10 protein-coding genes and 1 pseudogene are annotated in these 12,877 nt (G+C 44.9%); 10 read left to right on the top strand and 1 reads right to left on the bottom strand.

Annotated elements, in window-relative coordinates; all coding sequences use genetic code 11:
* Nucleotides 1–13 precede the first annotated feature (13 nt).
* The gene (locus GKS34_RS05260) at nt 14–1,216 is read right to left on the bottom strand and encodes a proline dehydrogenase family protein (protein WP_163383788.1); all 1,203 of its coding nucleotides are present in this window, start codon (nt 1,214–1,216) and stop codon (nt 14–16) included.
* Between the two features lie 132 nt (nt 1,217–1,348).
* On the opposite strand from GKS34_RS05260, the gene GKS34_RS05255 reads away from it, so the two are divergent.
* From GKS34_RS05255 to GKS34_RS05210, 10 genes and pseudogenes are all read left to right on the top strand, one after another.
* A complete protein-coding gene (locus GKS34_RS05255) occupies nt 1,349–1,789 on the top strand; it encodes a hypothetical protein (RefSeq protein ID WP_163383787.1) in 441 nt (146 codons plus the stop codon).
* A 5-nt stretch (nt 1,790–1,794) separates the two neighbouring features.
* Nucleotides 1,795–3,207: a hypothetical protein gene (locus GKS34_RS05250; protein ID WP_163383786.1), complete on the top strand. Its 1,413-nt coding sequence runs from the start codon at nt 1,795–1,797 to the stop codon at nt 3,205–3,207.
* 175 nt (nt 3,208–3,382) lie between these two features.
* Complete coding sequence (locus GKS34_RS05245) at nt 3,383–5,611, top strand: alpha-amylase family protein (RefSeq protein ID WP_163383785.1); 2,229 nt, start codon at nt 3,383–3,385, stop codon at nt 5,609–5,611.
* 275 nt (nt 5,612–5,886) lie between these two features.
* The gene (locus GKS34_RS05240; RefSeq protein WP_163383784.1) at nt 5,887–6,993 is read left to right on the top strand and encodes a chorismate mutase; all 1,107 of its coding nucleotides are present in this window, start codon (nt 5,887–5,889) and stop codon (nt 6,991–6,993) included.
* A gap of 162 nt (nt 6,994–7,155) precedes the next feature.
* On the top strand, nt 7,156–8,193 hold the full coding sequence (gene aroB, locus GKS34_RS05235) for a 3-dehydroquinate synthase (RefSeq protein ID WP_163383783.1): 1,038 nt from the start codon (nt 7,156–7,158) through the stop codon (nt 8,191–8,193).
* Nucleotides 8,194–8,247: 54 nt separating this feature from the next.
* Nucleotides 8,248–9,474, top strand: a complete 1,227-nt coding sequence (locus GKS34_RS05230; RefSeq protein WP_163383782.1) for a 3-phosphoshikimate 1-carboxyvinyltransferase — start codon at nt 8,248–8,250, stop codon at nt 9,472–9,474.
* A 31-nt stretch (nt 9,475–9,505) separates the two neighbouring features.
* A pseudogene (locus GKS34_RS05225) lies at nt 9,506–9,805 on the top strand (DMT family protein).
* 66 nt (nt 9,806–9,871) lie between these two features.
* Nucleotides 9,872–10,699 carry a prephenate dehydratase gene (locus tag GKS34_RS05220; RefSeq protein WP_163383781.1) on the top strand — a complete coding sequence of 276 codons (828 nt, stop codon included), beginning with the start codon at nt 9,872–9,874 and terminating at the stop codon, nt 10,697–10,699.
* Nucleotides 10,699–11,847, top strand: a complete 1,149-nt coding sequence (locus tag GKS34_RS05215) for a pyridoxal phosphate-dependent aminotransferase (protein ID WP_163384196.1) — start codon at nt 10,699–10,701, stop codon at nt 11,845–11,847. Before GKS34_RS05220 ends, GKS34_RS05215 begins: the two co-directional genes overlap by 1 nt.
* Before the next feature lie 122 nt (nt 11,848–11,969).
* Nucleotides 11,970–12,818: a prephenate dehydrogenase gene (locus GKS34_RS05210; protein WP_163383780.1), complete on the top strand. Its 849-nt coding sequence runs from the start codon at nt 11,970–11,972 to the stop codon at nt 12,816–12,818.
* The last annotated feature ends 59 nt before the right edge of the window (nt 12,819–12,877 follow it).

Raw genomic sequence — 12,877 nt, 5'->3', positions numbered from 1 at the left:
TGTGTAAAGATGGTTATGCTATTTTTGGAAGTTTAGGCAGGCTTTTTCGCCTGCGCAATTCTTGATTTATTCGTTGCAGTTCCCTGCTGGCTTGTCCGGATATTCCCGAATTTTCTTCTACTCTTCGGGCCAGGTAAGGAAGTACTTCTTTTATTGGACCGTAAGGCAGGTATTTAACTACATTAAAGCCTGCTTTGGCCAGGTTAAAGGAGATAGGATCACTCATCCCGAACAGTTGTGAGAAGTAGATTCGTTCATCTGATCGGGAAAGTCCGTGTAGATCGACCAATTCCGCCAGCAAAGTATTGCTCCATTCATTATGCGAACCGCTGACCAAAGAAATTCGCTGTTTATTGTCGATGCAAAACTTAAGAGCTTCATTGTAAGCGTTGTCCGTGGCCTCTTTGGTTGGATGGATGGGATCCTCCTCCCCTCTGTCTTTGGCATTCGCCCTTTCGTTTTCCATGTAGGCGCCCCTTACCAGTTTGGCTCCCAGGAAATACCCCTGGGCCACCGCGTCGTGTCGCGCGTCTCTGAGTCTGCGCAACATGTCCTTTCGATACATCTGGAAGGTGTTGAATACGATGGGCTTATCCTTGTTGTACTGCCTCATGGCTTCCTCGACCCACTGGTCGATTATTTCCTGAAACCAACTTTCCTCCCCATCTACCAATAGCCGGACGCTTCGTTGAGCAGCAGTATCGCATAGGCCCATAAACCTGCCCCTGGCAGCGGCGAAGGATTCTTTTTCAGCTTCTGATAGTTGCTTTTGCTCCTGTACCTTCTGCAATAGTTCCGTGTCAGCGATTCCCGAAACCTTGAAAACGGCAAAAGCGAGGTGGGCGTTCTTTCCTGCTTCCGCTATGGTTCGTTTGATCTCTTCAGTTGCGGCAATTAATCTTTCTTCTTCCTTTTTTCCTTCTACCGAGTAGTCCAGTACGGACTTCACCCCAAACTTGTCCAGCAATGCTATGATAGGTCGACAGGAAGCAATGGTCTCACCTCCGCAAAACTGATGGAATACTGTTTTTTTGACAAACCCTTTCACCGGCAAACCCAAAGTAAAGGCCATTTTGCTCAGCCAAAGACCAGATTTCACCAATAGAGGATAATGCATTAAGCGAAACAAGCTCTGAGTTTTTTTCAGTTCCTTGTCCGAAAGATGCGCAAAGGCAGTCTCTAGATTATCAAAAGAAAAGTCGGTTTTTTTTTCCATTTATAGGCGGCAAAGATACCAAAAAAACGGCTAGGAACAGGGATTTGTGTTTTCAAATTCATCCAATCCTTTTGATTAGCCCCGGATATTTTATTGGATTATTAGTAAATTTAGTCTGATATTGCTTCTACTATGGATCCGATTTTTAAAAAACTGAATTTCAAATCACAAGAAAAGGTGGTGTTGGTTGATGCTCCAGAATCGTTTAAACAACACATAGAGGCCATAAAAGCACTTACCCAAACCTCTGATGGTCAGAAAGAAGAGGTTATCGAATTTGCCTTGGTTTTTGGGAAAACAAAAGCTGAAATGGAAGCCAACGTTCGGACAATCCTTTCCAAATTGACATCCGATGCTATTTTTTGGGTAGCCTACCCTAAGAGTAACTCTAAAACCTATCGTTCGGATTATAACAGGGACAGCGGATGGGAGCTACTCGGTGATTGGGGGATGGAGCCAGTCAGGCAAGTAGCCATCGATCAGGACTGGTCTGCATTGCGATTTCGAAAAGTAGAAAATATCCGGCAGCTGACACGGAAATTTGGATTGATCACAGAAAAAAGGAAGCCTTGACAGAAATGGAACTTTTCCTCAAAAAGGCAGACACCGAACGATGGTTCCCATCGGATTTTATCAGGGTTACGATTTTCATTTTTATCGTATTGCTGTGCCCTTCATTTTCAGGCAGTGTATCGGCACAGCCGAATCATGATGGTGCTGTTATTTCGCAAGCAGACCTGGATTTTTTAGCGATAATGACCAGGGATGTGCTGGAGCAATCCAGAATTTACCCAAACCAGGTGGTGTCGGATGATTTCGGTGCAAACGGAACTGGAGGCACCTTGATCCGGCCTGGAGGTAGAGATGCCTATCCCTCTTTTTGGATAAGAGATTACGCCATGGCTTTGGAAACCGGAATGATTTCCCTGGAGGAAAAAGAACACATGTTTTTGCTAACAGCCGCAGCGCAGGCAGATCAGAGCTGGATAACGAGTGGAGGGAGTTTAATTCCACTAGGTTCCATACCCGACCATATCCGAATCGACGACGGGTTACCGATCTATTTTCCGGGTACCTACAGCTATGAATTGCAGGGTACCAAAGAATGGGGAAGCCTACCGCCTTTTGGGGATGCTTTTTTCTTCATTCACATGGCCCATCACCTGATAGAATACGGGAAAGAGGAAGGAGTACTCGAGGAAAAGATCGAGGGCAAGAGCCTGATGGACCGTTTGCTGATGGCCTTTCATGTGTCTCCTTCAAGACAAGAAAATCAACTGGTTTATTGTACAGTTCATTTCCGGGGTGTCGATTTTGGATTCAGAGATGCCATCCAGATGACGGGAGACTTGCTGTATCCCTCTGTTTTAAAATTCAGGGCCGCAAAACAATTGGCGAATATTTTCGACCGAACGGGAAATGAAGCAATGAGCAGCAACTATTCCCAGATAGCGAAAACCATTCAGGAGGCAGTTCCAGAGGTTTTTCATGATGCGAGTGGCCTGTTAAAAGCTTCCACCGGAAGTAGCAATCAGCCCGATGTGTGGGGAACAGCCCTGGCCGTATACGAAGGGGTTTTACAGGGAGAAGCCAGAGATACTGCCTGCCGTGCTTTGGCGGAGGCTTATGAAAACGGTACCTTGAGTTATCGGGGAAATATTCGGCATGTCCTTACCGATCATGATTTTGATTCCGACAGGGTATGGGAAAAATCGATGGCTCCCAAAAATCAGTACCAAAACGGAGCTTACTGGGGAACGCCAGTTAGTTGGGTAGTCCATGCCATTTATCAGGTCAACCCGGGAGCGGCCAGGAAACTGGTGAGTGAATACATAACTGAGTTGAAGGAAAATGATTTCCGAAAGGGTGCCGCTTTTGGAGCACCATATGAGTGTTTTAACCCTGATGGCTATACACAAAATCCCGTTTACCTTACCTCAGTAGCAAGCCCACTGGCGGTTTTTTTGAAAATGATGCGCGACGAAAAGTAAGGTGATGGTTTGTTTTCCGAATTAGGATTGCCTTTAAATCAAAAGTGAGATAGGTTTCGCTTGGATTATAACTGGTAAAGGAACACGAAATCGAGCATGACGAGAACGTCACACAGTGGGATGGTTATCAATCATGCGAGACTCCATCTTACCGCTGAAAAAAAAATATAATCAGATGAAAAAGTACTATTCGACAAAAGTATTTTTCGTTTTAGGCCTGCTGGGTTTAGGGACATTCATTCATCTGTCCTGGGGATACAAACAGACAATTAGTGAGTCGGATTGGTTTCCTTTTTTGCCCGAAAACACCCATGCATCAGGGGTTATTGGCATGCAAAGCTGGTTGGATGCTCCAGCAGGCAGACACGGTTTCGTTCAGGTGGAAAAGGAGCAACTGGTCTTTGAAAACGGTCAGCCTATTAAATTTTGGGGAACCAACATCAACGGTAGTAATGCTTTTCCTAGCCGGGAAGCGGCAAATGAATTTACTAATTTTCTTGCCAAATATGGAGTCAACGCGGTTCGATTTCACAAATTTACCTGGAATGCGACTGATGAGGAATATTCTGTAATTCCTCAGCCTGAGAAATTTGGACGTCTGGATTATTTTCACGCACGGTTAAAGGAAAACGGCATCTACACGGGCTGGTCAGCCATTTACGGTCACCGGGTATTACCCGGAGATAGCAGTAGCCTGCTTGCCTACCAGGAAGTGAAAAACCTGAGCTACCCCTGGTCGCATCTAAACGGAAGTACTTCCAGCCTGGTAAATTTTGCTCCGGATCTGCAGGAGTTGAACATTGCTCTGACCGTAAACATGCTGAACCGTTCCAACCCTTATACCGGCCTGCGGTATGCGGAGGATCCCGCTTTGGCCTTTGTGGAATTTCAGAATGAGGATAATATTTTTTGGAGTGCCATTGAAAGATCCCTGGAACAGGCTCCCACTTACAGGGCATTGCTATGCAGGCAATTTTCCCAATGGCTACAAGCAAAATACGGTACACAGGAGCAACTGGAAAAAGCCTGGGGGAGCACAACGATTCCCGAAAATGAATCCTTGGAACAGCAGAACATTTATCCTCAACCCAACCATGGTTTTTTCAGCAAGGAATATGAAGTCGCCTTAGAAAGAGGACAACACATGCCCGTGCATGTAACCGACAAAATGCGGTTTTTATACGAACAGCAAGTGGCCTATTACCGGAAGTTTGAGAAGGCGGTTAGGGAGACGGGCTATAAGGGAGTAATTGTGGGCTCCTGCTGGCAAGCTGGGTCCGGAATTTCCCATCTCTATAATTTGCATGCTGATTATTTGGTTGGGATGATTGACCGGCACAACTATTTTGGTGGAGGTGCTGGAGGGCACCAGTTAGCAACCGGTCCGGTTAAAAACACTTCCATGCTGAAAAATCCCGGTTCCGGCCTGTTGTCCACTGGCATGCAGCAGGTCCGCGACCGGCCTTTTTCCTTTTCCGAGTGGATGAGTTTGGTGCCTAATCAATGGACAGCAGAAGCGGCACCCATTGTGGCGGCCTATGGCATGGGTTTACAGGGATGGGATGCTTCTTTTTCCTTTGCCGTGGATATTCCCCGGTTTTCTCCGCTTTTGGAATCCGCAAATCACGGAGTATACAACGCTACCAGCCCGCTTCATATGGGTTTGTATCCAGCACTATCCCGGATGGTGTATCGCGGGGATCTTCAGGAGAGTCCAGTACTGGGAAGTAGGAAAGTGCATGTTGGTTCGTTTGAAAATGAAATCCCGGGTTTTGTGGAAAAAGTAGCGCAGGGTTATGATGATAAACGTTTTTCGGGATCCCTTTCTCCTGCTTCCCTGGCCATAGGAAAAGTGCCTCTGGAATTTACTGATGAACCGGAGGATACGCAACTCCCAGATTTATCGCCTTATAGGGATAATCTCCAAAAAATGCTGTTATCTGTAACGGGGGAGTTGGCCTGGAATTTCGATAGAGGTTATTTTACGATAGATAGTCCGGGGAGCAAGGGACTGGTTGGAATTATGCCGGATAACGCTGTATCACTGGAAGGTTGGACCATTGAATCCCCCAACGAGTTTGCCGTGATTCTACTTACCAGCCTGCACGCAAATAAAGACCTTCAGGAAGCAGATAGTATCTTGTTGACTACGGTCGCCCGAGCCAGAAATACTGGCATGGAATACAGTGCATCGGGGGATGTATTAGAGGCAAAAGGCACTTCTCCCTTATTACTGGAGCCGGTAGATCTCAGACTGGGCTTGCCTAAGGGGCGGGATTTTTATATTCAAATTTTAGATCACGATGGCCGGGTAACTGATAAGCAACTGATTACCGGAAAAGGGGCGTTGGAGGTTTCTGGGACCCATTTCAAAAGCTTGTATTACTTACTTTTACGGAAATAAAAATGGGGCCAAAGTTTGGGCTAGGAAAGCAGCAGCTTAAAATTGAAGTATTGGCGTTAAAAAAAAAGAATAACTGTTTGATTTTTAAATTGGGAAAGATTACATTTGACGCATGAAAAAATTTGCGGCTACCTATTTTAGCTTTTTTTACTTTTACTTTCGACCCCATGGCCGAATCGGAGCTGCGTATTGTCTTGAAAAACTATAACTAAAGATAAACAAACTTAAAGCCCGATTCGAGAGATTCGGGCTTTTTTATTAACCAAAACTCAAAAATGGAAAATCACTTACAAACGAAAGACTGGGGCCTGGGCCTGGACAAGGAGCACCTAATCATCGCCGGACCCTGCAGTGCAGAAACACCTGAGCAAATCGAAAAGGTTTGTTTGGACATGAAAGAAGCCAACGCAGTTCCGCATGTATTCCGGGCGGGAATTTGGAAACCCAGAACCAGACCAGGAAGTTTCGAAGGAATTGGCGAAGACGGGTTGAAATGGATGGAAATTGTCCGTCATCACCTCAATATTCCCATCACCACAGAAGTGGGAAATGCAGCTCACGTGGAATCCGCATTGAAGCACGGAGTCGATATCCTTTGGATTGGCGCCAGGACTACCGTTAACCCCTTTGCTGTACAGGAAATCGCCGATGCCTTGAAAGGTGTTGACATTCCGGTAATGGTAAAAAACCCCATGAATCCAGACTTGGAGCTTTGGAGAGGAGCGTTGGAAAGACTACAAGCCGTTGGGGTTAATAAGCTGGCAGCGATCCATAGGGGTTTCAGCGATGCTTACGACAAAAAATTCCGTAACAAGCCCAACTGGTCCATGCCCATTCACCTGAAAAGATTATGGAAAGGGATGCAGGTAATTAATGACCCTAGTCATATTGTAGGAAACAGAGCAGGAATTCTGGAAACCGCTCAGAGAGCCATTAACTTTGGACTGGATGGATTAATGATTGAAACGCATCACGACCCGGATAATGCTTGGAGTGATGCCAAGCAGCAGGTTACCCCACGTCAATTGAGAGAAATTCTTGATCAGATTGATTTCAAACATACCCTTGAGACGGAACATCCCTCCGAAAAGCTTCAGGACCTGAGAAATGCCGTTGACCATTTGGATGATCAGCTATTGGATTTGCTGGCGGAGCGTTTTTCCATTATTGATCAGATTGGAGCTCACAAACGGGAGCATAACCTGACCGTATTTCAGGCAGATCGCTGGAAGCAGGTAATGGATTCCAGAACTCAGAAGGGAATGGGCAAAAACCTAAGCGAGAAATTTATGAAGGAGTTACTTTATTGCATTCACGAAGAATCCGTAAAAAGGCAAGAGAAGAAACTCAGGGAAGGACTTCCTTCCGGAAAGTCTGTTTAACGGTTAAACCCGTTTTATTTTGAGGGAAAGAGGTGTATTTGGCTTTTTCGAGTAGTTCGGCAATATACGATAGGTGTATCCGAATCAGCCTGAAAGCTTGATGTACAAATTTTCGGAAAATAAAACGGGTTTAATTTTTTATCTTTACCAAAAAAACCAGCCTTGGAAACAATTATATTTTCTTCCAACATTGCGCAAGATTTACAGCGCTACCTAAGTACCAAAAAATATTCCAAACTAGGGTTGATCATGGACAGCCAAACCATCAACCATTGTTACCCTATTCTATCTGATGACCTCCCTGCGCATTCCATGTATGCGTTTGAGGCGGGGGAAAAGCATAAAAATCTGGACAGCTGTCAGGGTATCTGGCAATGGATGACAGAGACTAATCTGGATCGGAAATCTCTGATAGTCAACATTGGCGGCGGGGTGGCTGGAGATATGGGAGGCTTTTGCGCCAGCACCTATAAGAGAGGTATCCGCTTTGTCAATATTCCTACCACCCTACTTTCCCAGGTGGATGCCAGTGTCGGAGGAAAACTCGGCATTGATTTCAATGGGTTTAAAAACCACATCGGTATTTTCAATCAACCGGAAGGGGTATTGATTAGTGATGAATTTTTGCAAACCCTACCCGAGGCGGAGTTACGTTCCGGATATGCAGAAGTGATCAAACACGGGCTGATTCGAAATGAAAATTACTTTCAAAGTCTGAAAGCTGAAAATTGGCAAAACCAGAAGTGGAAAGACATTATTTCCGTGTCTGTGGGGATCAAACGAGAGGTTGTGGACAAGGATCCCAAGGAAGAGGGGTTAAGAAAGATTCTCAATTTTGGGCATACCATTGGTCATGCCATTGAATCCCATTACCTGGATACGCCTTATCATTTGTTGCACGGTGAAGCCATTGCTATTGGCATGCTGACCGAAGCGTTTTTATCCCACAAATTTTTACGCATGCCACAGGCGGATCTGGAAAGCATCGAGCAAAAGTTGTTGGCGATTTATGGGAAAATTTCCATTGCAGACGCAGACTTTGATGCGATTATCAAGCGCTGTTTTCAGGATAAGAAAAACGATGGAGAATCATTAAATTTTTCCTTGTTAAAAAAAATCGGCACCTGCGATTTCAATATTGTTGTAGGCCGGGAAGCCGTAATTGAAGCATTGGAGTATTACAATAGTTTGGACGATTGAAGATCCAGGAATCAATCGTTTAATTGATTGTCCTTACCAGACCGCATTTCATAAATGAATACGATAGAACTACCCTTAACAAAAGCGTTCGGAAAAACCCGAATCCCCCTGCCATCTTCCAAAAGTGAAAGCAACCGGGTGTTGATCATTGATGCCTTGACGCATGGAAAAAACAACCTTTCCAATCTGGCCGAGGCCAGAGATACCCAGACCATGATTCGATTGCTGCAGATAGATCCCGAAGTATACGATGTGTTGGATGCAGGTACCACCATGCGATTCTTAACGGCCTATGCAGCGCTCAACAACAAAAAAAAGACCCTAACCGGTACCCCCAGAATGTGTGAGCGTCCCATTGGTATATTAGTGGATGCGTTGCGTGAAATTGGGGCTGAAATCGAATACACTGGAGAGGAGGGATATCCCCCTTTGCGAATCAAGGGTTTTAAAGGGCAAAAGGCGAATGAAATCAGTATTCGAGGGGATGTGAGCAGCCAGTATATATCGGCTTTGCTAATGAATGCTCCCTTGCTTCCCCAAGGGTTGATACTGAACCTGACAGGAAAGGTGGGCTCGGTGACCTACATCACCATGACGCTGGAGCTGATGAAAGCATTTGGGGTAGAGTATTCATTTGAAGGCAACCGGATTCAGATTGTCCCTCAACAATACCGGGCGACTACCTTTTCGGTTGAAAGCGATTGGTCGGGAGCTAGCTATTGGTTTAGCCTGTTAGCTGTCGCCGAGTCTGGGGAGCTGTTTTTGGAAGGATTGAAAGCGGATAGTCTTCAGGGAGACGCCCGAATTGTGGAAATTATGGAGCATTTGGGAGTTAAAAGCACCTTTGAACCGGGAGGCGTTCGACTACAAAAAACAGAGGTGTGGGGCTTGCCATCGTTTGATTTTACCCATTGCCCAGACCTGGCCCAAACCGTGGCCGTGACCTGCGCGCTGACAGGGCAAACCTCTGATTTTTTGGGATTGGAGAGTTTGAGGATCAAAGAGACGGACCGAATTTATGCCTTGCAACAAGAACTGGCAAAAATTGGTGCTAAAATGGAAGAAAGGAAGTCAGGGGTGTTTACGCTGGTGCCTGCTCAGGAAATACCGGAATCCGTGAATATACATACCTATGACGATCACCGGATGGCCATGGCATTTATGCCACTGATGACAAGGACAAGGTTGACAATTGAAGATCCGGAGGTGGTAAACAAATCCTACCCGAGTTTTTGGAAACATTGCCAATTGCTGGGTATACAGCCCATATTTGTGAAATAGATTGGATCATTGGGCGAAATATCAAGGGGCTGTGTATACCATATTATTGCTGGTGCTTTCCAACGCTTTTATGACCATGGCTTGGTATGGACACCTTAAGTTTAAGGAATTAAAATAGTTTGAAAATCTGGGGCTTATTTCTATAGTGCTGATTAGCTGTGGGATTTCCCTTTTTGAATACTTCTTTCAGGTTCCGGCCAATAGAATAGGGTATAAGGGAAACGGAGGCCCCTTTAACCTGATGGAGCTAAAAGTGCTGCAAGAAGTGATTACCCTGCTGGTATTCATGGGCTTTACCTTTCAGTTTTTTAAAAATGAAACTTTCAGGTGAAATCATTTAGTAGGCTTTCTTTTTTTGGTATTTGCAGTTTATTTTATATTTAAAAAACAATAGGTTTTGGAAAAAACAGTTAAAGTAGCCATTCAGGGAGTGTTGGGTTCCTTCCATCATCAGGTTGCCCAACAGTATTTTGGCGAGCAGCTGGAAGTATTTGGCTTTCATACCTTCGAAGAGGTTGCCAGAAGTGTGGAAGAGGGAATCGTAGACTATGCGGTAATGGCCATAGAAAATTCCATTGCAGGAGCTATTCTACCAAATTACGATATTATTGACCGGCATGCCTTATATGTGGTGGACGAGCATTACCTGCCGATTTCTCATAATCTCATGGCTCTTCCCGGGCAAGAATTGGCAACAATCCGGGAAGCACGGTCTCACCCCATGGCTCTTTTGCAATGCAAGCATTTTTTTGCCCAACATCCCGAAATCAAAGCGGTAGATGATGTGGACACCGCTTATGTTGCCAAGGTAATCGCCGAACAAAAAATCAAGGGTTTGGCTGCCGTAGCCAGTACCAAAGCGGCAGAATTTTATGGGTTGGAGATATTGGCCCGTGATATACAAACCGTGGCCAACAATTTCACTCGATTCATTATTTTGTCAAAGGAAAAACCGATTCTTAAAATGCCGCCTACCAAGGCTAGCCTGAAAATCACCGTTCGAAATGAAAAAGGTGTTCTGGCTAAATTGCTCACCGTGATGAGTGAATTCGATTTGGACTTGACCAAAATCCAGTCTATTCCTGTCATGAGTAAGCCCTGGGAGTACACCTTCTTTATAGATACCCTCATTGCTGATGAAAAACAATTTGGAGAGGCAATGAAACAGATAGAGGCAAAGTACGGGGCAGTTAAAATTTTAGGCGAATACCAAAACAGAAAATGATGAAGGGATTTTCGGACCGGCTTGGAGAGGTTCATGAATATTACTTTTCCAAAAAGCTCAAGGAAGTACATCAGCTACGGGAAGCTGGCAAGCCTATTATCAATATGGGGATCGGAAGTCCCGATTTACCTCCGGACCCGCGGGTGATCAAGGCCCTCAAGCAGACGGCCGATCTGCCGGAAGCTCATGGTTACCAATCCTATCAGGGAATTCCCAGATTGAGAAAGGCCATGGCGGAATTTTATTCCAGGAATTACGATGTTTTACTGGACCCGCAATCTGAAATTCTCCCGTTAATGGGTTCAAAAGAAGGCATCATGCATATTTCCATGGCTTTTTTGAATGAGGGAGATGAGGTATTGGTGCCCAATCCTGGATATCCTACCTATACTTCCGTAACCAGGCTTCTAAATGCTACTCCAGTATATTTTGACCTGCTGGAGGAAAGCCAATGGGAACCCGATTGGGAAGCACTGGAAAACATGGATTTGACCAGAGTAAAGCTTATGTGGGTCAATTATCCCCACATGCCAACTGGGGCAAGTGGTAGCCGGGAACTTTTTGGTAAACTTCTTAATTTTGCTAAACGAAATTCCATTCTGCTGGTTCACGACAATCCATATAGTTTTATTCTAAATGATCAGCCCACCAGCATTTTGGAATTACCCGGAGCTAAAGATCAGACCATAGAGTTAAATTCGTTGAGTAAAACCTTCAATATTCCCGGTTGGCGCGTAGGCATGCTGGCAGGAAGGCAGGATTACCTGCAAGCCGTATTGCGTGTCAAAAGCAACATGGATTCTGGTATGTTTCTGGGAATTCAGGAAGGGGCTATTGCCGCTTTAAATCTGGACGAGGCTTGGATTAACTCCATGAATGCCATTTACGAAACCAGAAAATCACTGGTTTTGGAAATGGCAGGTCTTTTGCGTCTGAAGGTACAGCAGGAAGGTGCCGGCATGTTTGTTTGGGCAAAAGTTCCAGCGTCCGTTTCTGCACTGGATTTGGTGGACCAGCTATTGTACGAAAAAGATATTTTCATTACTCCGGGAGAGATTTTCGGAAGCAGGGGAGCGGATTATGTACGGTTTTCTCTCTGCGTTAATGAAGAAAAGATAAAAGAAGCATTGAATAGACTTGCAAATTAGAAGCAATATGAAATCGAGCATGACGAAAACGTCACACAGTGGGCTGATTATTAATCATGCGAGATTCTCCCGATTAAACATCAGGACAGGCTTTCTGACCGCTGAAAAAAAATTATAAACAGATGAAAAAAGTACACATTATAGGTCTTGGGTTATTAGGAGGATCTTTCGCCCTGGCAGTAAAGAAAGCACTTCCTGGATGGGAACTGACAGGATTTGACCAAAATCCAGAACACCTGAATACCGCCTTTGAAATGGGTTTGATTGGTAAAAAGCTCGAAACTCCTGACGCAGATACTTCCCTTGTGGTAGTTGCTACTCCAGTAGATACGTTGTATTCCCTGATTGACAAAACATTGGCTCAGGTGGGGCCCGGTACCCTGGTATTGGATTTTGGTTCTACGAAGGATGAACTTTGCCAGAAGATGAGCAGCCATCCCAAGAGAGCACAGTACCTGGCAGTTCACCCCATTGCAGGGACTGAAAATTCCGGTCCAAAGGCCGCCGAAGTCAATTTGTTTGACGGTAAGGTGTTGATCATCTGCGAAATGGATAAAACAGATGTACACCTAAAGGGCTTGGCGTATGAAGTTTTCGAAGCAGTGAACATGAAACTTCGGTTTATGGACCCGGTGGATCACGACCTGCACCTGGCTTTCGTTTCTCATCTTTCCCACATTTCTTCATTTGTATTGGGTAAAACTGTATTGGACAAAACGAAGGACGAAAAAAACATTTTTGACATGGCAGGCAGTGGTTTTGCTTCTACCGTGCGCCTGGCCAAGAGTTCTCCCGATATGTGGGCGCCCATTTTTTTTGAAAACAAGAAAAATGTATTGGAAGCATTGGATAGTTACATCCATCACCTTTCTCTTTTCCGTCAGCTCATTGCGGATGGAGACGAAAAAGGATTAAATCAGGAAATGAAAGAAGCTAATAAAATCAGAGATATTTTGGATTTAAAGGATTAATTCTGGGGTATTTTTTTCAGATTGATAGAATCATCCCTATTTTTTTTGTAGATTTATTA

It is taken from the genome of Cyclobacterium jeungdonense, from assembly GCF_010994275.1.
GTDB lineage: Bacteria > Bacteroidota > Bacteroidia > Cytophagales > Cyclobacteriaceae > Cyclobacterium > Cyclobacterium jeungdonense.
This window is presented reverse-complemented; position numbering and strand designations above follow the sequence as displayed.